Genomic DNA, 20,715 nt, shown 5'->3' on the forward strand with positions numbered 1-20,715 from the left:
ATGTTGACCATTCGTTTTCCTGTGGGCCTGCTCATCATCGGCTGGTTATGCCTCAGCGCGAGCGTCTGCGCCCAGGCCATTTCGTTTATTTCGCCCAACGAGAGACCTCAGCCGGAAGCCAGTAAACCCTGGCCGAAGAATCACTTTCTCGTGCTGGCCTATCACGATGTGGAAGATGACGCCGCCGATCAGCGCTATCTCTCCGTGCGGACCAGCGCCTTAAACGAGCAGATAAGCTGGCTTGTGCATAACGGGTATAACGCCATCAGCGTGCAGGATATTCTGGATGCCCACGACGGTAAAAAAACGCTGCCGCCAAAGGCCTTTCTGCTCAGTTTTGATGACGGCTACAGCAGTTTTTATACCCGCGTCTGGCCGTTGCTCCAGGCCTGGAATGTGCCGGCGCTGTGGGCACCGGTAGGCAGTTGGGTGGATACGCCAGCACATCAAAACGTGAATTTTGGCGGTTTGATGACACCCCGGGACCGTTTCGCGACGTGGGACATGGTGCGCGAGTTAAGCCAGTCCCCGCTGATTGAGATCGGCTCGCATACCTGGGCTTCGCATTACGGTATACCGGCCAATCCACAGGGAAGCCGCGAACCGGCTATTGCCAGCCGCTTTTACGATAACGCGACAGGGCGTTACGAAACTGACCAGCAGTTCAGCCAGCGCATCGGCGATGACGTGCGGAAAGTCACCGAAAAAATCGCGCAGGTGACGGGCAAAGCGCCGCGTGCCTGGGTGTGGCCCTACGGTGCTGCCAACGGCACGTCGCTCGCCATTGCCAGACAGCAGGGTTATCAGCTGGCCTTTACCCTTGAGGACGGGCTGGCAGATGTGCGTCACCTGGACAACATCCCGCGCCTGTTAATCTCCGGGAATCCCTCGCTTAAAGCCTTTGCCAGCAGCATCGCACAGATTCAGGAGACCGACCCTGTGCGCGTGATGCATGTCGATCTGGACTACGTTTATGACCCCGACCCGGCTCAGCAGACCAAAAACATCAATACGCTGATCCAGCGGGTCTACGACATGAAAATCAGCCATGTTTTCCTGCAGGCATTTTCCGATCCCCTCGGCAACGGTACGATTAACGCGCTCTACTTCCCCAACCGTCGGCTGCCCGTACGTGCCGATCTCTTTAACTTTGTCGCCTGGCAACTGCAAACCCGCGCGGGTGTAAAAGTCTACGCGTGGATGCCGGTTCTCTCGTTCGATCTCTCCCCTGCACTGCCGCGCGTGCAGCGTCGGGATCGGCAAACGGGCCAGGTACGCGTCGCCACCGAGCCCTATACCCGGCTTTCGCCGTGGGATCCGCAGGTTCGACAGCAGGTGACCGAAATCTATGAAGATCTGGCCCGCTATGCCAGCTTCAATGGGATCTTGTTCCATGACGATGCGGTGCTGACGGATCAGGATGATGCCGGGCAGCAGACAACGCGCCAGAAAAGCCAGACGCTAATCGGGTTTACCCACGCCCTGAGCCTGGCGGTGAAGCATATCCGCGGTCCGCAGATAAAAACCGCGCGCAATATGTTCGCCCTGCCGATCCTCGACCCAGCGAGCGAGGCGTGGTTTGCGCAGAATCTTGATGACTTCCTGGCGGAGTATGACTGGACGGTGCCGATGGCCATGCCGCTGATGGAGTCCGTCCCGGCAGACGAGAGCAACGCCTGGCTAACGCGCCTGGTTAACACCGTTGCCACTCGCCCCGGCGCGCTGAATAAAACCATTTTTGAGCTGCAGGCCCGTGACTGGGCGCAGACACCGCAACGCGCCGTACCCGATAGTCGCCTGGCGGAGTGGATGCGCGTGCTCCAGCTTAACGGCAGCAAACATTACGGTTACTACCCCGACGATTTCATCCATAACCAACCTGATCTTTCCCGTATCAGGCCTGAATTCTCTTCGTACTGGTATCCTGACAATGACTGATCGCCTTATCGCCTTCTCAATTTTATGCCTGGTATTTGGGTTGCCATTAGGCGTGGCCGCCCTCTTTACCGGCGAACTGATTCTGGATTTTGTCTTCTTCTGGCCCCTGTTCATGTCCGTATTCTGGATCACCGGGGGGCTCTATTTCTGGTTTCAGCTTGAACGACACTGGTCATGGAACAGAAAAACGCCCGCCCCGACGTTAGAGGGCGATCCGTTAATTTCGATCCTCATTCCCTGTTTCAATGAGGAACGCAACGCCCGGGAGACGATCGGTGCCGCGCTGGCCCAGCGTTACCCGAATATCGAGGTCATCGCCATCAACGATGGCTCTTCCGATAACACCGCGCAGGTGCTGCAACAGCTGGCGCAGGAGCAGCCGCGTCTGCGCGTCATTCATCTGGCGGAAAATCAGGGGAAAGCCGTGGCGCTGAAAGCGGGCGCAGCGGCGGCCCGGGGAGACCTTCTGGTCTGTATTGATGGCGATGCCCTGCTCGATCGCGATACCGCCGCTTATCTGGTTGCCCCGCTGATCCACTACCCCCACGTGGGCGCCGTGACCGGGAACCCGCGTATTCGCACGCGCTCCACGTTGATTGGCCGCATTCAGGTGGGCGAATTCTCCTCCATCATAGGACTCATCAAACGCACGCAGCGGATCTATGGCCGGGTCTTTACCGTCTCTGGCGTCATCGCGGCCTTTCGCCGTCAGGCGCTGGCGGACGTGGGATACTGGAGCCCGGATATGATCACCGAAGATATCGACATCAGCTGGAAGCTTCAGCTTCGCCACTGGGATATTTTTTTCGAGCCGCGCGCGCTGTGCTGGATCCTGATGCCGGAGACGCTAAAAGGGCTGTGGAAACAGCGCCTGCGCTGGGCTCAGGGCGGCGCGGAGGTGTTTCTGGTCAATCTACGCAAGATCCTGCGCTGGGAGCATCATCGCATGTGGCCGCTGTTTTTAGAGTACGCCCTGTCAACGCTGTGGGCGTTCGCGTATGCGGTGACGGTGCTGTTATTTATTATCAGCTCCCTCACGCCGCTCCCGGCAAACCTGACCGTCACGAGCCTGTTCCCGCCGGAATTCACCGGGCTCCTGCTGGGGGTGATGTGCCTGCTGCAGTTCCTCGTCAGTTTGTATATCGAGCGACGCTATGAACGTAACGTGGCGAGTTCGCTTTTCTGGATCATCTGGTTTCCGATGGTGTACTGGATGATCGGCCTGTTCACTACCCTCGTCGCCTTCCCAAAGGTCATGCTTAAACGCCAGCGCTCACGCGCGCGCTGGATCAGTCCGGACAGAGGTAAAGGGAGCATTCAATGAACGAAAACACGTTAATCCTGACTGAACATCGGCTGGTGCCCCGGCTGTTTGATGCAGCGTTAACCCTGCTGGCCTGGGGAGGATTTCTCTTTTTCCTCTATGCCAACCTGTGGATGCAGATAACCAACGAGAGCGACTACCGCTGGGGCGTGATTATTGCCTCCTTTAAGACGGTGCTGATCTATTTACTGATCGCCGCGCTAAACGGCTGGCTGCTGATCCTGTGGTATCAATATAATCGCCGCCGCGCGCATGCAAGACGACATCACCGCCCTGCAACGCTTAAGCACGACGAGCTGGCCCGCAGCTTTAACGTGACGCCGCAAATCATCTCAGAGATGAGCCAGTACAATTTGCTGACGGTCTATCATGACCAGATCGGTCGCATTATTGATTTGAAAATCAGTCAGCAGGACGAGGAATAAACCTCAGGCATCCGCAGGTTATCCCTGCGGATGCTGATTCTGCCCGGTTACTTATCCTTCACCACAATCAGCGGTTCAATATCGCTCTCTTTTTTCACCACCAGCGTTTCATCCCCACGCAGGCAGGTTCCGCCGTAATTCCCGCCCACGGTAAAGGTACAGACCTGAATATATTTGCCGTCCACCTTCGGCAAACACCACAGCTGCTGGTAGATATTCTTGCGATCGACAAACTTGCCGCTGGATTTATCCAGCAGTTCATCCTGGGCGCTGATCAGATCGATATTACTGCCGCAACGGCCGGCAATGGGTTTGACGGCATAACCGGTCTGTTTCAGCAGCGCGTTAACCTCAAAATCGGTATCGAGCAGGTAGCGGTGGTTAGGGAACAGCTGCCACAGCACCGGCAGGATCGCCTTATTGCCAGGGATCACCGTCCACAGCGGTTCAAACACCAGCACTTCCGGGCGCAGCAGGACGTCAATCAGCCGTACTTCGCCTGCCGGGTGACCGGTACGGATTGGCACGGCAGCGTATTCGGTTTCGCTGACCTCCCGAATCTGCTCGATTGCCGTCTCCCACGCCCAGGTTTTCCACACGCAGTTGACGTGGCGACCTTCGTCGTCGATTAACTGCCCGGCAGCATCCCAGCTCAGCGCGCCCAGACCGTGCAGAATTTTGGTGTCAAACCCGGCCTGCAGCAGCGAGCGCTGAATGAAGAGCGCGTGATAATCCTCTTCGACATCGTTGTCCTGCATGATGTGCACGAACGGACGCGCATGGCTGTGTTTCCACGCCCCGGTCAACTCCTCCAGCAAACCTTCTGCCGGGTTGTGCCCATTGCCGCGATAGCCGTTTTTGACCCACTCTTCCAGAATTAACCCGCCCTCGGTGTGGCAGGAGGCGGAATCAGCGTTGTACTCGTAAACCTTAATGCCGCGCTCATCCATACAGAAATCCATACGACCGGTGATCATATGGTGGCGACGCCACTGCCAGGAGAGACGCAGGCGCGGCCAGAGGATTTTGGGGATGTCGAAAAGCGCCAGTAAATTGTCATCTTTCAGCACTTTGTCGGTGGCATGCAGGTACATCAGATGCAGTTCATTGGTCGCTTTAATCAGCTCCTGTTCGGCGCTTTCGGTAATCGTGAAATAGTGGCAGGGATCGTTATTAATAACGTGGCCGTTGGCGCGGATGTAGGCCTGCTGCAGGGCGTCATTTTCGTTGAGCCATTTTCCGTCGTATTGACGTTTATTCTTCAACCGCGCACCGCTGATTTTCAGCAGTTCGCCGTCAGGTTCGGGCTGGGGAATGCTGTGCTCCGTGTCGTTCGTCTGGATCATCCAGCCAAGGATTTCAGTATCGCTGAAGGTGTCATGAAGCGTGTAACAGCCGTTCTCAACGGTCATGCGCAGTTCGCGGGTCCACTGCTGTCCGAGCGGAAGCGGGGAGTGAATAACATTCTGCTCGGCAATACGGACCTTACCATCCAAAAGCTGTGTGATTACCGCGACATGGCCGGTTTCATGGAACTCGCCGCCCTTTTGCCAGATGAGCAGCGCCCCGGCCTGCGGCGCGCGTTTCGAGCCGTTGGCAAAAGCCTGTAACGGCAGAATATTATCGTTCACCACCTGGCGCAAAAAACGCAGGGAGAAGATCTCCCACGCCATCCCGACATCGGTAAACACAAAGCCATAGTTGAGGAACAGAAAACGGCGGGCGAACTCCACACACTGCCACTTGTGGCCCATGTATTCGTTGCCAATATAGCTGCGGAAATCCGCGTCTTGCGGGTACTTACGCGGGTCCAGACTGCCGTAATTTGAAGAGTAAATCGCCACGCCACCGGGCGCATAGCCTAACAACGTCCCGAATGGCGCATCACTGCTTAACTTTCCTTTACGCATGTATCCAACCTAAAACAGGCAGGCGGCAATTTTTGGAAGGGTTGTCGTCGTCTGCACGTTGTAATTAACCTGACAGAGGTAGGGTTATCATACACCTCCCCTGACCTTTGCGCTCAGTTCGTTAAACGGTCTATTCATCTCCTGCTACACTGCCTCAACACATCACAAAAAAGGCAGGCCAACATGTCAGACGAAAATACCTATCAGCCACCCAAAGTGTGGGAATGGAAAAAGAACGGCGGCGGGGCGTTCGCCAACATCAACCGTCCTGTTTCTGGTGCCACGCATGAGAAAGATCTGCCCGTCGGTTCGCACCCGCTGCAGCTTTACTCCCTGGGCACGCCGAACGGCCAGAAAGTGACGATCATGCTCGAAGAGCTGCTGGCGCTGGGCGTAACGGGCGCGGAGTACGACGCGTGGCTGATCCGCATCGGTGAAGGCGATCAGTTCTCCAGTGGCTTTGTTGAGGTGAACCCGAACTCGAAAATACCGGCGCTTCGTGACCACTCCACCACCCCGCCAACGCGCGTATTTGAATCCGGAAACATCCTGCTCTATCTGGCAGAGAAGTTCGGGCATTTCCTGCCAAAAGATCCGGCTGGCCGCACGGAAACCCTGAACTGGCTGTTCTGGCTGCAGGGCGCGGCCCCGTTCCTCGGTGGCGGTTTCGGCCATTTCTACAACTATGCGCCGGTGAAGATCGAGTACGCGATTGACCGCTTCACGATGGAAGCCAAGCGCCTGTTCGACGTGCTGGATAAACAGCTCGCCCGCGGCCGTTACGTGGCGGGTGAAGAATACACCATCGCCGATATGGCGGTCTGGCCGTGGTTTGGCTGCGTGGCGCTGGGCAGCGTCTACAACGCCGCCGAGTTCCTGGACGCAGAGAAGTACACCAACGTCCAGCGCTGGGCGAAAGACGTAGCGAACCGCCCTGCCGTGAAGCGCGGACGGATTGTGAACCGCACCAACGGTGAGCTTAACGAGCAACTCCACGAACGCCACGCGGCGAGCGACTTCGAGACCAAAACCGAAGATAAGCGTCAGGCGTGATGCACTGCCGGGCGGGTAACCGCCCGGCCAGGCAAATCCTTGCCCAGGGCATGATTAGCTTAAGGGTTGGGCCGGTATTACTGGCACTATGCGGACGTTTTTCTCCAGCCAGACGGCGAGAAGCGACGTTTCAACCGACAGCAGTCACAAAGGATTTGTTATGAAATCAATCAATACAGCGCTGGTGATCAGCATCCTTCTTTTTTCTACCTCAGGTATGGCGATGGATAAAACCGCCGCCGGTGCGGTAGCAGGCGCGGCGATTGGGGCGGCCACAGGTAAAGATCTGAAATCCACCGTAGGCGGCGCGGTCGTAGGTGCAGGCACGGGTGCGATGTTCAAAAACGGTGACAAAGGTAAAGCCGCGCGTAAAGGCGGTGCCGTAGGCGCTGTTGTTGGTGCAGGTGCCGCTGCCGTAACGGGCAACAGCGTACTGAAAGGTGCCGCTGTGGGTGCGGGTTCAGGCGCGCTGATTGGTGAAGCGACGCACTGATAAACGCCGTAGGTCTGCATTTCAAACCGATATGATAAAGAAACCCAGCTATTACGCTGGGTTTTTATATTCTCTCGGTTCCGATTGAGAAACAGGAAGTATTGCCGCAATCGTTACGGGTAGCCCCCTGCTTGCGGTTTCCTTATGTACTGAACTTTCTTCGGTAAGTTTTCAGCGTCCATTCTCCGTAATTTCTTTTATTTTGCTTACGCTGGTCACCTGGGGATTATTGGTCTGATACAGTATACTTTCGCCTGATTAGGGAGGACGTGATGGCTATCAGTGAGAAAGACCTGCTTGAGGCGGGTTTCAGCAAAAGCGAAGTAGACAATTTACAGGGCCGACTCACAGCAGCCGGAGGCACAATGCAGCATCTCATCGATGCGCTCTCACGGCGCTTCCGGGTTTCGGTATGGGTCACGGTCGCGCTGGTTCTGGTTATGCTGGTCACCCTTATCATCGGCAGCCGGACACACATTCTTTCCGGGGGCATGAGTTCCCTTGTTGTCCTGATCATCGCCTGGGTGACCTTTCCACCAGTTCTGGGCTGGAAAGCATTCCGCCTGCAAAAGACTATTTCCCGGCAGGCTCGATAGTCAGTAAATCAAGCGCCACTTTGGCTTTAACACCCCATCCCGCAATTTTAAGCGCCATCGCGGGACGTGGCGTATCAGATACTTTCCTGAAGAAATCGGGCCTGGTCCAGTACCACAGCCGTTGTGCTTCGGGTTTCAGCCTCAGACCATACGCGCCGTAGACTTCACTGAAGAGCGTGACAGCCTTATAGGTCCCCAGCCCTTGCTGCCGGCTGAAGCCCAGGAATTCTGCGACCTCCATCGAGCCGTCAGCGAAAATTCCCTCCGTTTGCTTATCACCGAGGAGGTTGTGTGCGGCCTCACGTGAAATAGTGTTAAGCCCGTTAACAACAATCACGGCACCGGCCACCACGCCCACCGGCGTCATGGAGGACATCATGACGATCCCGCCAAAGATAGCCGCCCCTGCTACCACCACGTCAACAGCCGAGATGATGTAGCCCACAATTTTGTTCTCGTCCCGGACAACCTTCACCTCGGCATAGAGTTTTGCATAGCCGGTTTTAAGAGCACGGGACTGTTCAAGCAGACTGGTATTCTCAGCACGCAATGCCTGCAGACAGGCCATACAGTCATCATCCGTTTTTGCCCGGCGTGCGGCCTCAAATTGAGCCATGATGAATGCCCTGATCTCATCTACAAACTGAATCCGGATAAAACCATCCTGAAGATGCATAGCCGCTACCGTATTGGCCGTATTAACCAGTTTCCTGGCCTCCAGGTTGATCATAGTTTCTGCCCAGGCACGGGGGTTCTGGCCGGGTAAAAGCAACGTGTCCATTTATTGCCTCGCTTATCGGTTTTTGAAAGCATATTCCCGAAACGATTTTTGACAACAAATAATAGCGTTGAAATTCCCCTGTCCGTCGCCCACTGAGTGAAAACTTGCCACCACATTCCTGAGAACAATCCGGTGAAAGGCCGCACGAGGCGGCCTTTACATGTTATGCCGTGAGGCGGAACTTCTGCACCGAACGCTGAAGCTCTTCGGTCTGCCGCTCAAGTGCCGCTGCCGCGGCGGAGACCTGCTCCACCAGCGAGGCGTTTTGCTGGGTCACACCGTCCATCTGCGTAATGGCAACCCCGACCTGGGAAATGCCTTTGCTTTGCTCCTCAGAGGCTGACGCAATCTGCTTCATGATGGTGGTCACTTCCGTTACATCGCGCAGAATCGCTTCCATGGTGGTCCCCGTGTCGTTCACCAGTTGAGCCCCCTGCTCGACGCGAGCGACGGAATCGGCAATCAGCCCTTCAATCTCTTTCGCCGCGTTGGCGCTGCGGCTGGCCAGATTACGCACCTCACCTGCCACCACGGCAAAGCCACGGCCTTGCTCACCCGCTCGCGCCGCTTCCACTGCTGCGTTGAGCGCCAGGATATTGGTCTGGAAGGCGATACTGTTAATCACGGTGGTGATTTCAGCAATTTTCTTCGAGCTGTCGGAAATACCGCTCATGGTGGTCACCACCTCCTCCACCAGCGAGCCACCGCGGCTGGCCGTGGTCGATGCCACATCCGCCAGCTGGCTTGCCTGACGTGCGCTTTCGGCGTTCAGCTTCACGGTGGCAGTGAGTTGCTCCATGCTGGCTGCTGTCTCTTCCAGCGCGGCTGCCTGCTCTTCGGTACGGGAGGAGAGATCGTTGTTACCGCTGGAGATCTCGGTCGCCCCGCGCCAGATATTTTCACTGCCCGCGCGGATCGTGCTGACCGCCTCGCGCAGGCTGTCCTGCATGGCACTCAGCAACGGCACCAGCTGTCCCACACAGTTACGACCAAACGGTTCAATGGGCTGGCTGAGATCGCCCTGCGCAATCTGGCGGAACTGCTGACGAATTCGGTCCAGCGGTTTCACCAGCATCGCCACCAGGTAACGGTCGCTAAAGAGCAGGATCAGCAGACCAATCACGGTGGCGGCAATAATCACCGTGCGGGTCATGCTGGTCAGGCCATCCACCACTACGCGGGTACTGTCGAGGGCCTTCGCAGCGGCGTTATTGAACTCCTCAGCGGCCGCACCAAACGCACGGCTCAGCTGTGGCGTGACGTTATTAGCCTGCTGGCGATAACCATCCAGCGCACCCAGCTTCGCCTGCTGCATTTGTGGCGTAACGCCCTGCTCGAGCAGCGCCTGCCAGGTGCCGATCACCCGGGAGGAGACCTGTTCATCCATCGGACCCGGAGAGATCGCTTTCATCTCGGCCAGTTTTTTGCCCATGTTATCCAGCGCCTGCTGGGCGGAGGCCAGATCCGGTGTACCGCCGGCGGCTTTGACTTCCATCGCGCGGCTCAGTCGGGTGACAAAGCGGAAATACTGATCGTTGCCCTCGCTGAGTATGGTCATCTGTTTCACCAGCTGGCGATCGACTTCATTGCCATCCGAAACGCGAGAGAGGGACCAGGTGCTGTAGAGTCCAACGCCTGCCCACATTAAACAAAAGATCCCCAGGATCGTCAGCATGACGAAACGGATCGTGAAATTACGGAGCATGTTCATAAGTATTCCTTGCCGTGAGGGTGAGTTCGCCCAGAGGCGAGTACTACTCTCGTTATCGGCAGGAAACGAGGAAATTATAACCTTTTGTAACTATTTTTCGTTAGCGTGGCTTCACAGGTACCACAGCACCGATTAACGCTTAGAGGCCTTTCCCGCCGCGACATCGCTTCACGAGCAGATTTATGGTTTGATAATCAAAGAATGAAAACGCTGTTTCGAAAATTCATCGATAAGAAAGGAGACATCATGTCCTGGCACCCTAACCCCGGCCGTTATGAAAATATGCAGTACCGCTACTGTGGCAAAAGCGGGCTGCGCCTGCCTGCGCTGTCGCTTGGCCTGTGGCATAGCTTCGGCCACGTTCAGCCGCTCGACACCCAGCGTGCGCTACTGCGTAAAGCCTTCGACCTCGGTATCACCCATTTCGATCTTGCCAATAACTACGGCCCGCCTGCGGGGAGCGCGGAAGAGAACTTTGGTCGCCTGCTGCGGGAGGATTTTGCCGCCTGTCGCGACGAGCTGATTATCTCCACCAAAGCGGGTTACGACATGTGGCCGGGACCGTATGGCTCGGGCGGCTCGCGCAAATATCTGCTCGCCAGCCTCGACCAGAGCCTGAAGCGTATGGGTCTGGAATATGTGGATATTTTCTATTCCCATCGCGTGGACGAGAACACGCCGATGGAAGAGACCGCTGCCGCGCTGGCCCATGCGGTGCAGAGCGGTAAAGCGCTGTATGTCGGAATTTCGTCCTATTCAACGGCGCGCACGCAGAAAATGGCTGACCTGCTTCGCGAATGGAAAATCCCACTGCTCATCCATCAGCCGTCGTACAACCTGCTTAACCGCTGGGTGGATAAAACCGGCCTGCTGGAGACGCTAAAGCAAAACGGTACTGGCTGTATTGCGTTTACCCCACTGGCGCAGGGGTTGCTGACCGGAAAATACCTCAACGGTATTCCTGAAGGTTCGCGGATGCAGCGCGAGGGGAATAAAGTGCGCGGGCTGACGCAGAAGATGCTGACCGAAGCCAATCTGAACAGTCTGCGCTTGCTCAATGAGATGGCACAGGCACGTGGTCAGACAATGGCGCAGATGGCGCTAAGCTGGCTGCTGAAAGATGAGCGCGTAACGTCCGTGCTGATTGGTGCGAGCCACCCGGAACAGCTGGAAGAGAACGTTCAGGCGCTGAAAAACCTGCGCTTTAGCGAAGAGGAGCTGATACGCATTGATAAGCATGTTGCGGATGGAGAGTTGAATCTGTGGCAGGCGTCGTCGGATAAATAGTGCGGCCTGTTGCCCTCTCCCACAGGGCGGAGGGTTCCCCAGTAATTTTTAACCATAAGCGATAACACTGCTCTCAGAATGACTGAGAGCATTCAGCGATGCCCTGGTCCGGCTGTAAATCGCTGAGGCGTTTCCTGCAGGCCGGGGCGAGGCGCATGGATGCGCCGAGAGGGCGGCTTTACAGGGACGTTACATCCGCCCGTCCCCGATAAGCCGGAAGGAATAAGCCGAAGGCACCGCGAAGCGGCGATTTACCGCCGGGAGCCCGGGTCGCCAGGGCGGCGGCGATTGAGCCACCCTGGCACGTTCACGGGTCATGTTGTTACAGAGTAGCAAGGAACATAAAGTGAACGGAATGACCTCCACAGCCGTATGTTCCACCTCACCCCCGCCCTCTCCCACAGGGAGAGGGTGGTTAAGAAGGAAATTACTTCTTGCTGATCTTATCCAGATACCCCATCACAAACGCCGAAAGCACAAACGTGAGATGGATAATGACATACCACATCAGTTTGTTGTCCGGGACATTCTTTGCGTCCATGAACACGCGTAACAGGTGAATGGAGGAGATCGCCACAATCGAGGCGGCCACTTTATTCTTCAGCGACGTGGCATCCATTTTGCCCAGCCAGCTCAGCTTTTCTTTACGCGCGTCGATATCAAGCTGGGAGACAAAATTCTCATAGCCAGAGAACATCACCATCACCAGTAAGCCGCCCACCAGCGTCATATCCACCAGTGACAGCAGAACCAGAATCAAATCTGCTTCGGCAATGGAAAAGATGTTCGGCAGAACATGCAAGATTTCCTGGAAGAACTTAATCGTGAGCGCAATCAGCGCCAGCGAAAGGCCAAAATAGACGGGTGCCAGTATCCAGCGCGAGGCGTACATAGCGTTTTCAAAGAAGCGTTCCATAAAGTCCTGTCTGCAAACGAAACCAGCACTCAGTATATCGCAACGGCGCTGACTGTTTGCAACAACTAACCATTACACGTTGTCAGGATCCACCTCAGGGCGCGCATACTCCGGCCAGACCAGCACCACCAGCTCCGGATAGGCTTCCAGGCTGAACTCGCGAAAGCACTGACGCAGGTTTAATACGTCTAAATCGGAATACGAGACCTTCTCACCATTCAGACAGCGCTTTTTGATATTGTCGTAATATTTATAGACCGCTGAATTCAGGTCACTGCAGCGACGCTGCGCTTCAAACAGGCCCGGCGTGTCATTAATTTCCGACATTTTCATCCGCTTTATTGTCGCGTGCAAAAAGTCGATATATTCATGGTTCACCCGCCAGTACCAAACCGGCGTCACCGAGTTCATCAAAACAGAGAAATGGTCTTCACCTTCCTCTTTAGTCATCAGTTCAGGCTGTGGGGTTTCACTGGTGTCTTTCGACTCTTTCGTTTTATTGAACTCCTGCATCAATAAAAGAACACCAGCGGTCAGTAATAGTAATGTAATGACCGTAAAAAAGATGCTGTTCATGGGTTGGCTCCATTTTTTTTGATTTTAAAATTGCCTCATGATATTGTCAACGAATCTCACGCCTTTATCTTCCCCACCTTGTTGAAATTAAAGGAAATTAAAAAATGTTGCCCGACTATCTCGTCCCGGCTAAGTACCACATCACGCCTGTGGAACAGCAACCGACGGAAGCAGAAAAAGAGGCTAATTTCACTCAGGGAAAAAGAAAGCTCGCTGATTTTGAGCCTGACATATTAATTGGTGTCTCCCGTAGCGGCAAATCCCGTAATATGTTGCTGGAAGAGCACGATCGTCATATAAAGGATCGCTTATTTCGCGCCATCAAAATTGAAGCCTTTGTCCACCTGTTGAATGACCTGCAGGCAGAAGGCGAAATAGATGCCCAGAAACTAAGTCAAATAATGGCCGAAAAGACCAAAGAAATAAATGAAGCGGGCAATGAAATTTGGCTTAATCTAATTACGCGAGAAAAAAACAACCCTATTTTTTATAACCTGGGGGAAGATTAATGTGAAAGACGTTAAAGATAACGATGTCTATTTGACTTTAGATGAGAAAAAAAGTGACGAATTTATCTTAAAGCAAAATCTCGAGGCTTTGCGTAACACCAAAAACGCCGAGATGACGCGTATTACCCAGGATCTGGTTTCCATTCCGGCGACGCTGGTGCGCCTGAAATGGCAGAACCGCCGCGAGATTTATCCCTTACAGGTCAAGGAAGAGATTTACGGCGCCGTGATGAATGCCATCATCGAACAACGGCCCGAGCTGAAAGAGAAGCTTCTGGGGCGTCTGGAGGCCAATTATCAGTATCTGCTGGCCAGAGAAACCGCAACCCTGCGCCTGACGCGCAAACTGTCCGACGGCGAGTATCGTACCTCAAACGTCACCAGCGTCGCGCTTGACGAGGACGTGCTGGCAGCCCTCTCTCCCGCGTCGACGGATAACAAACACGAATAACCCGACAGGCATAAAAAAAGCCGGCTTTCGCCAGCTTCTTCGTTATTTCGCGGCCGCTTTCTCTTCGCCGACCAGTCCAATCTTCAGATAACCCGCCTGATGCAGCGTATCCATGACCTTCATCATGGTCTCGTAATCAACGGTTTTATCCGCACGGAAGAAGACCGTCGTGTCTTTCTTACCGCCAGTGAGCTGATCCAGCGCCGGGATGACAGAGTCAGCCGTCACCGGGTCGTTGCCGAGGAACATCGATTTATCTGCTTTCACCGACAGATAGATGGGCTTTTCCGGGCGCGGCTGCGGCTGGCTGGACGAGGCCGGCAGGTTTACCTTCACGTCGACCGTCGCCAGCGGCGCAGCAACCATGAAGATAATCAGCAGAACCAGCATAACGTCGATAAACGGCGTCACGTTGATTTCATGCATTTCGCCGTTATCGTCCAGATTTTCATTAAGACGCATTGCCATAATTCATTAACCTACGCGCAGTTTGGACGCCGCGTGCACCGGTTTAGCGGCACTGGCATTCAGATCAAGATCGCGGCTTTGCAGCAGCAGAACCTGCGCGGCGACGTCACCGAGAGTGGCTTTATAGCTGCCAATCATGCGTGCGAAGACGTTATAGATAACCACCGCAGGGATCGCCGCAACCAGACCGATAGCGGTCGCCAGCAGCGCTTCGGCGATACCCGGTGCAACTACCGCCAGGTTCGTCGTTTGGGTTTGCGCAATCCCGATAAAGCTGTTCATGATGCCCCAGACCGTACCGAACAGCCCCACGAACGGCGAGATGGCCCCGATGGTCGCCAGATATCCATTGCCCCGGCCCATATGACGGCCCACGGCGGCGACGCGACGCTCCAGACGGAAGCCGGTACGTTCTTTAATACCTTCGTTATCTTCACTGCCTGCGGAGAGTTCCAGCTCGTTTTGCGCTTCGTTAACTAACAGGGTGGTAAGGCTTTTCGCGTGGAAGGATGAGGTCATGTCAGACGCCTGATCCAGAGAGCGGGCTTCAGCCAGCTGCTGTTGCTCACGCTTGAGGCGGCGCTTCTGAGAAATCAGCTCGGCGCTCTTGCCAAAGAAGATAGCCCACGTGATCACGGACGCCAGAATCAGGCCGATCATCACAATCTTAACCACGATGTCAGCATGATGATACATGCCCCAAACGGAGAGATCCGTCTGCATCAAATTATTACCCACTCTGTATCTCCAGGACGCAAATCACAAAATCTGAACGTAATAATATCAAAACATCGTCGAATTGATAGTCGTTCTCATTACTATTTACATAGTGCCGCAATTTTCGCTCATATTCCTTGCGCTTACGCAGTAAAAATTTCTTATGCGGTTTTTTGCTAATATTTTCTGCTTATTCGATAAGCATCCGGGTGCAGATTTTCACATTCGTGGTAGTCTGGACGTCCAGACGTATAAAAACAGGGTTAGCGAACATGACCAAGAAGCATCTTGATACCACGCTGGTACAGGCCGGGCGCAGCAAGAAATATACTCAGGGTTCGGTGAACAGCGTGATCCAACGGGCCTCCTCGCTGGTGTTTGATACCGTAGAGGACAAAAAAATCGCCACGCGTAACCGCGCCAAAGGCGGGCTGTTTTACGGACGTCGTGGCACGCTAACCCACTTCTCACTGCAGGAAGCCATGTGCGAGCTGGAAGGCGGCGCAGGCTGCGCGCTGTTTCCGTGCGGTGCGGCGGCAGTCGCCAACACCATTCTCGCGTTCGTGGAACAGGGCGACCATATTCTGATGACCAACACCGCCTATGAACCGAGTCAGGATTTCTGCACCAAAATCCTCTCCCGATTCGGCGTAACCACGGGCTGGTTCGATCCGCTGATTGGCGAAGGCATCGCAGAGCTTATTCAGCCCAACACGCGCATTGTGTTCCTGGAATCTCCGGGTTCGATCACCATGGAAGTACACGACGTGCCGGCCATTGTGAAAGCCGTGCGCAGCAAAGCACCAGAGGCGATTATCATGATCGACAACACCTGGGCGGCAGGCGTGCTGTTTAAAGCGCTGGAATTCGACATTGATATCTCCATTCAGGCGGCGACCAAATATCTGATTGGCCACTCAGACGGGATGATCGGCACGGCCGTTTCTAACGCCCGCTGCTGGGATCAGCTGCGGGAAAATGCCTACCTGATGGGGCAGATGGTCGATGCCGATACCGCCTACATGACCAGCCGAGGCATCCGCACGCTGGGGGTGCGCCTGCGTCAGCATCACGAAAGCAGCCTGAAGATAGCTGAGTGGCTGGCGCAGCACCCGCAGGTTGAGCGCGTCAACCATCCGGCACTGCCGGGCAGTAAAGGGCATGAATTCTGGCAACGAGACTTTACGGGCAGCAGCGGTTTGTTCTCATTCGTTCTAAAAAAACGGCTGAATAATGACGAGCTGGCAAGCTATCTGGATAATTTTACCCTCTTCAGCATGGCCTACTCCTGGGGCGGGTTTGAATCCCTGATCCTGCCTAATCAGCCGGAGCAGATTGCGGCCCTGCGCCCTGGCGGTGAAGTGGACTTCAGCGGCACCCTGATTCGCCTGCATATCGGTTTAGAAAACGCGGACGATTTAGTTGCCGATTTAGCAGCAGGGTTTGCGCGTATCGTGTAGAGTGCTGGCAAACATGTACTCCATGGATGCTTTTGTGGACACCGCCACCAGAAAAGTCTGCATTAGTTGCGCCCGCGATCAACCCCATCGGGCAAATAAGGGAGTACAATAGTGCTATATCTGTTGTTCCACAGGAAAGTCCATGGCTGTTATTCAAGATATTATCGCGGCGCTCTGGCAACACGACTTCGCCGCACTGACCGATCCTCACGTTGTAGGTATCGTCTATTTCGTGATGTTCGCGACCCTGTTTCTGGAAAATGGATTACTGCCAGCCTCATTTTTACCCGGTGATAGCCTCCTTTTGCTTGCGGGGGCGTTAATCGGTAAAGGTGTCATGGACTTCGCGCCGACCATGGTGATCCTCACCTCCGCGGCAAGCCTGGGCTGCTGGCTGAGCTATCTGCAGGGCCGCTGGCTCGGCAACACGCGCGTCGTGAAGGGCTGGCTGGCGCAGCTACCGCATAAATACCATCAGCGTGCGACCTGCATGTTTGACAGGCATGGCCTGCTGGCCTTGCTGGCCGGGCGTTTTCTGGCCTTTGTTCGCACCCTGCTGCCCACCATGGCAGGCATTTCCGGCCTGTCGAACCGCCGCTTCCAGTTCTTTAACTGGCTGAGCGCGTTGTTATGGGTGGGTGTCGTTACCACTCTCGGCTATGCGCTGAACATGATCCCGTTTGTGAAGCACCATGAAGACCAGGTAATGACCTTCCTGATGGTGCTGCCGATGTTCCTGCTGGTGGCTGGACTGGTGGGAACGATTGCGGTGGTGATTAAGAAGAAGTACTGCAGTGCATAAATAAAAGCCGGGTGGCGCTATCGCTTACCCGGCCTACGTTTGCCGTCAGACTCCCTGCATGGTTCGGATGCGTGACGCATCTTCCCCCGGCGTGACGCCGAAGTAGCGCTTAAACTCCCGACTAAACTGCGACGCACTCTCATATCCGACCCGCATCGCCGCCGCGCTGGCCTTCATGCCGTCGTGGATCATCAGCATCCGCGCCTTATGCAGACGGTAGGTTTTAAGGTATTGCAGCGGCGAGGTGCTGGTCACCGACTTAAAGTTGTGGTGAAACGCCGAGACGCTCATGTTCGCTTCCGCCGCCAGCTGGTCAACGCTGAGGTTTTCCGTGTACTGGCTTTCGATGCGCTTGAGCACGCGGCTTATCAGGCTGAAGTGGGTCTGCCGACTGACCAGCGCCAGTAGTGCCCCGCCACCCGGCCCCAGCAGCACATGATAGAGAATTTCGCGGATGATTTGCTTACCCAGAATACGCGCATCCAGCGGTCTCTCCATCACGTCCAGCAGACGCTCAATGGCACAGAGGATCTCCTCTGACAGCGTGGCTGAGTTAATGCCGCTCGCCGCCATTGACGGCTGGAAAAGCTCGTCTTCGCCAATGTCCATCAGCAGCTCCTGTAGCTGAAGAATATCGACATTCACGCGGATCCCCGCCAGCGGTACCTCCTCTGTCGCGAAGGTTTCACATTCGAAGGGTAAAGGTACTGTCAGCAGCAGATATTCATTGGTGTCATAACGGAACACGCGTTCATTGATATAACCAATTTTATGGCCGGAAAAGAGAAAAACGATGCCCGGCTGATACATCACCGGCGTCCGCGTTCCCGGCTGCGTCCCGTAGAGCAGGCGAATATCCGGCAGCAGTTCGCCTGGGTTATTTTGCTTATCAATCAGTCTCTTAATCTGCGAAGTGAGCTGAAGACAGATGGCTTCACGGTTCATTTAGCGTTACTCCGGGTACGGTTTGCGACCCTCACAGTCTGCGCATTTTCCTGACGTTTCTCCAGTGCTCTGTAGAAATGGGCAAGACATCGGCAGGAATGTGCATTGAGAGGATATCCCCGGGCAGCCACAATGTGCAGCATCAGGTAGCCATCCGCGCCGCCACGATTTTTCACCCACGATAGGGAACGAGCCATGAATAATTTTAATCTCCATACCCCAACCCACATCCTGTTTGGTAAAGGCGCTATCGCCGATCTGCGTGCACAGATCCCCGCTGACGCCCGCGTGCTGATCACCTACGGTGGCGGCAGCGTGAAAAAAACCGGCGTGCTGGATCAGGTTTACAGCGCACTGGAAGGTCTGGACGTACGCGAGTTTGGCGGTATCGAGCCAAACCCTTCTTATGAAACGCTGATGAACGCGGTGAAAATCGCCCGCGAAGAAAACATCACCTTCCTGCTGGCTGTCGGCGGGGGTTCCGTGCTGGACGGCACGAAGTTCATCGCCGCGGCAGCACACTACGCCGACGGTATCGACCCATGGCATATCCTGGAAACCCGCGGCAGCGACATTAAAAGCGCGATCCCGATGGGCTCCGTGCTGACCCTGCCAGCCACCGGTTCTGAATCCAACAAAGGCGCGGTGATCTCCCGTAAAACCACCGGAGACAAACAGGCCTTTATGAACGAGCACGTTCAGCCCGTATTCGCGATCCTCGATCCGGTGTACACCTACACCCTGCCCGCGCGTCAGGTCGCGAACGGCGTGGTCGACGCCTTTGTTCACACCGTTGAGCAGTACGTGACTTATCCGGTGGATGCCAAAATTCAGGATCGTTTTGCGGAAGGCATTCTGCTGACGCTGGTCGAAGAGGGTCCGAAGGCGCTGAAAGAGCCAGAAAACTACGACGTGCGTGCCAACGTGATGTGGGCTGCAACGCAGGCGCTGAACGGCCTGATTGGCGCAGGCGTGCCGCAGGACTGGGCAACCCACATGCTGGGCCATGAACTGACGGCGATGCACGGTCTGGATCACGCCCAGACGCTGGCGGTGGTTCTGCCGGCCCTGTGGAACGAAAAACGTGATACCAAACGCGCCAAACTGCTGCAGTACGCGGAACGCGTCTGGAACATCACCGAAGGTTCTGACGACGCGCGTATCGATGCGGCAATCGAAGCGACCCGCAACTTCTTTGAAGGCCTGGGCGTGCCGACGCGTCTGTCCGGCTATGGTCTGGATGGCAGCTCTATCCCTGCCCTGCTGGCTAAACTTGAAGAACACGGCATGACTCAGCTGGGCGAACACGGCGACATTACGCTGGACGTTAGCCGTCGTATCTACGAGGCGGCGCGCTAAGCGTTTTTGGCATCCTGCCTTTCGTTTTTTGACATTTCGTCCAGACTTAATGCACACCCCATCGCCGGAGTCCCCCTCCGGCGATGCGCACCTGAAGGAGGAAAAATGGCAAACCAAACCGTAATCAAGCTGCAGGACGGCAACGTGATGCCCCAGTTGGGGCTAGGTGTATGGAAAGCCGGTAACGACGAGGTCGTCTCCGCCATTCATAAAGCACTGGAAGTCGGCTATCGGTCCATTGATACCGCCGCCGCCTACAAAAACGAGGACGGCGTGGGGAAAGCACTGGCCAGCGCCGGTATGCCCCGTGACGACCTATTTATCACCACCAAACTGTGGAACGACGACCAAAAGCGCCCGCGCGAAGCGCTGCAGGAGAGCCTGGAGAAACTCCAGCTCGATTTCGTCGATCTGTATCTGATGCACTGGCCGGTTCCGGCTATCGACCATTATGTTGATGCCTGGAAAGGGATGATTGAACTGCAAAAAGAGGGGCTGGTGAAAAGCATCGGCGTCTGTAACTTCCAGGTTCATCACCTGCAGCGTCTGATTGACGAAACGGGCGTTGTACCGGTGATTAATCAGATTGAACTGCACCCGCTGATGCAGCAGCGCCAGCTTCACGCCTGGAACGCCACACACAAAATCCAGACCGAATCCTGGAGCCCGCTGGCTCAGGGCGGTGAAGGGGTGTTCGACCAGAAAATTATACGCGATCTGGCGGATAAATATGGCAAAACCCCGGCGCAGATTGTCATTCGCTGGCACCTGGACAACGGCCTGGTGGTGATCCCGAAATCGGTCACGCCATCGCGCATCGCCGAGAACTTCGACGTCTGGGATTTCCGCCTGGATAAAGATGAGCTGGGCGAGATTGCGAAACTGGATCAGGGCAAGCGTTTAGGGCCCGATCCGGATCAGTTTGGCGGGTAGTAAAAAGCCGGGTGGCGGCTGCGCCTTGCCCGGCCTACGATCTGAGTTGTAGGCCCGGTAA

21 protein-coding genes are annotated in these 20,715 nt (G+C 55.5%); 13 read left to right on the top strand and 8 right to left on the bottom strand.

The features are described from left to right. Genes pgaB through pgaD form a run of 3 tightly spaced genes read left to right on the top strand, consistent with a single transcriptional unit; the run spans position 1 to position 3,687 of the window. Positions 1–1,938, top strand: a complete 1,938-nt coding sequence (pgaB, locus tag M8370_RS09370) for a poly-beta-1,6-N-acetyl-D-glucosamine N-deacetylase PgaB (protein WP_214453432.1) — start codon at positions 1–3, stop codon at positions 1,936–1,938. Further along, positions 1,931–3,262 carry a poly-beta-1,6-N-acetyl-D-glucosamine synthase gene (gene pgaC / locus M8370_RS09375; protein WP_045293736.1) on the top strand — a complete coding sequence of 444 codons (1,332 nt, stop codon included), beginning with the start codon at positions 1,931–1,933 and terminating at the stop codon, positions 3,260–3,262. Before pgaB ends, pgaC begins: the two co-directional genes overlap by 8 nt. After that, entirely contained in the window at positions 3,259–3,687 is a 429-nt protein-coding gene (gene pgaD, locus M8370_RS09380; protein ID WP_038420574.1) for a poly-beta-1,6-N-acetyl-D-glucosamine biosynthesis protein PgaD, read from the top strand. The genes pgaC and pgaD overlap by 4 nt, the downstream gene beginning before the upstream one ends. Positions 3,688–3,734: 47 nt before the next feature. Here the strand turns inward: pgaD and gss are convergent, their stop codons facing one another. Further along, the gene (gene gss, locus M8370_RS09385; protein ID WP_062856382.1) at positions 3,735–5,597 is read right to left on the bottom strand and encodes a bifunctional glutathionylspermidine amidase/synthase; all 1,863 of its coding nucleotides are present in this window, start codon (positions 5,595–5,597) and stop codon (positions 3,735–3,737) included. Between the two features lie 183 nt (positions 5,598–5,780). Here gss and yghU point away from each other — a divergent pair, with 183 nt between their 5' ends. The 3 genes from yghU to M8370_RS09400 all read left to right on the top strand — a co-directional run bounded on the left by yghU (position 5,781) and on the right by M8370_RS09400 (position 7,739). Further along, positions 5,781–6,650 carry a glutathione-dependent disulfide-bond oxidoreductase gene (gene yghU, locus M8370_RS09390; protein WP_013098701.1) on the top strand — a complete coding sequence of 290 codons (870 nt, stop codon included), beginning with the start codon at positions 5,781–5,783 and terminating at the stop codon, positions 6,648–6,650. 160 nt (positions 6,651–6,810) lie between these two features. Continuing rightward, positions 6,811–7,143 (top strand): glycine zipper domain-containing protein, encoded by a 333-nt coding sequence (locus tag M8370_RS09395; RefSeq protein WP_013098702.1) that lies wholly within the window; start codon positions 6,811–6,813, stop codon positions 7,141–7,143. 272 nt (positions 7,144–7,415) lie between these two features. Next, positions 7,416–7,739, top strand: a complete 324-nt coding sequence (locus tag M8370_RS09400; RefSeq protein WP_038420575.1) for a hypothetical protein — start codon at positions 7,416–7,418, stop codon at positions 7,737–7,739. Here M8370_RS09400 and M8370_RS09405 read toward each other — a convergent pair. Continuing rightward, on the bottom strand, positions 7,717–8,355 hold the full coding sequence (locus M8370_RS09405) for a DUF4225 domain-containing protein (RefSeq protein WP_224787910.1): 639 nt from the start codon (positions 8,353–8,355) through the stop codon (positions 7,717–7,719). The genes M8370_RS09400 and M8370_RS09405 overlap by 23 nt on opposite strands. 328 nt (positions 8,356–8,683) lie before the next feature. Further along, entirely contained in the window at positions 8,684–10,231 is a 1,548-nt protein-coding gene (locus tag M8370_RS09410; RefSeq protein ID WP_250020810.1) for a methyl-accepting chemotaxis protein, read from the bottom strand. A 246-nt stretch (positions 10,232–10,477) separates the two neighbouring features. Between M8370_RS09410 and M8370_RS09415 the strand changes: the two genes are divergently transcribed. Further along, the gene (locus M8370_RS09415; protein ID WP_102751591.1) at positions 10,478–11,518 is read left to right on the top strand and encodes an aldo/keto reductase; all 1,041 of its coding nucleotides are present in this window, start codon (positions 10,478–10,480) and stop codon (positions 11,516–11,518) included. 427 nt (positions 11,519–11,945) lie between these two features. Here M8370_RS09415 and M8370_RS09420 read toward each other — a convergent pair whose 3' ends face one another. After that, entirely contained in the window at positions 11,946–12,434 is a 489-nt protein-coding gene (locus M8370_RS09420) for a TIGR00645 family protein (RefSeq protein WP_013098707.1), read from the bottom strand. A gap of 72 nt (positions 12,435–12,506) precedes the next feature. After that, positions 12,507–13,010, bottom strand: coding sequence for an ESA_00282 family adhesion-associated protein (locus M8370_RS09425; RefSeq protein ID WP_013098708.1), 504 nt, complete (start codon positions 13,008–13,010; stop codon positions 12,507–12,509). A gap of 104 nt (positions 13,011–13,114) precedes the next feature. On the opposite strand from M8370_RS09425, the gene M8370_RS09430 reads away from it, so the two are divergent. Both M8370_RS09430 and M8370_RS09435 read left to right on the top strand, forming a co-directional pair. Beyond that, positions 13,115–13,519 (top strand): hypothetical protein, encoded by a 405-nt coding sequence (locus M8370_RS09430; protein ID WP_013098709.1) that lies wholly within the window; start codon positions 13,115–13,117, stop codon positions 13,517–13,519. Between the two features lies 1 nt (position 13,520). After that, complete coding sequence (locus M8370_RS09435) at positions 13,521–13,970, top strand: hypothetical protein (protein WP_062856312.1); 450 nt, start codon at positions 13,521–13,523, stop codon at positions 13,968–13,970. A 42-nt stretch (positions 13,971–14,012) separates the two neighbouring features. On the opposite strand, the gene exbD is transcribed toward M8370_RS09435, so the two are convergent. After that, a complete protein-coding gene (exbD, locus tag M8370_RS09440; RefSeq protein WP_014833267.1) occupies positions 14,013–14,438 on the bottom strand; it encodes a TonB system transport protein ExbD in 426 nt (141 codons plus the stop codon). A 6-nt stretch (positions 14,439–14,444) separates the two neighbouring features. Next, positions 14,445–15,176, bottom strand: coding sequence for a tol-pal system-associated acyl-CoA thioesterase (exbB, locus tag M8370_RS09445; RefSeq protein ID WP_013098712.1), 732 nt, complete (start codon positions 15,174–15,176; stop codon positions 14,445–14,447). Positions 15,177–15,427: 251 nt separating this feature from the next. Between exbB and metC the strand changes: the two genes are divergently transcribed. After that, positions 15,428–16,615 carry a cystathionine beta-lyase gene (gene metC, locus M8370_RS09450; protein ID WP_250020812.1) on the top strand — a complete coding sequence of 396 codons (1,188 nt, stop codon included), beginning with the start codon at positions 15,428–15,430 and terminating at the stop codon, positions 16,613–16,615. Positions 16,616–16,757: 142 nt separating this feature from the next. Beyond that, positions 16,758–17,417, top strand: a complete 660-nt coding sequence (gene yghB, locus M8370_RS09455) for a DedA family general envelope maintenance protein YghB (RefSeq protein WP_013098714.1) — start codon at positions 16,758–16,760, stop codon at positions 17,415–17,417. A gap of 45 nt (positions 17,418–17,462) precedes the next feature. Here the strand turns inward: yghB and M8370_RS09460 are convergent, their stop codons facing one another. After that, entirely contained in the window at positions 17,463–18,362 is a 900-nt protein-coding gene (locus M8370_RS09460) for an AraC family transcriptional regulator (RefSeq protein ID WP_023619917.1), read from the bottom strand. A gap of 195 nt (positions 18,363–18,557) precedes the next feature. Here M8370_RS09460 and yqhD point away from each other — a divergent pair, with 195 nt between their 5' ends. Beyond that, positions 18,558–19,721 carry an alcohol dehydrogenase gene (gene yqhD, locus M8370_RS09465; protein ID WP_250020819.1) on the top strand — a complete coding sequence of 388 codons (1,164 nt, stop codon included), beginning with the start codon at positions 18,558–18,560 and terminating at the stop codon, positions 19,719–19,721. Between the two features lie 105 nt (positions 19,722–19,826). After that, positions 19,827–20,654, top strand: coding sequence for a 2,5-didehydrogluconate reductase DkgA (gene dkgA, locus M8370_RS09470; RefSeq protein WP_023619916.1), 828 nt, complete (start codon positions 19,827–19,829; stop codon positions 20,652–20,654). Positions 20,655–20,715: the final 61 nt, after the last annotated feature.

The organism is Enterobacter cloacae complex sp. OE43NF (genome assembly GCF_023544405.1).
GTDB lineage: Bacteria > Pseudomonadota > Gammaproteobacteria > Enterobacterales > Enterobacteriaceae > Enterobacter > Enterobacter cloacae.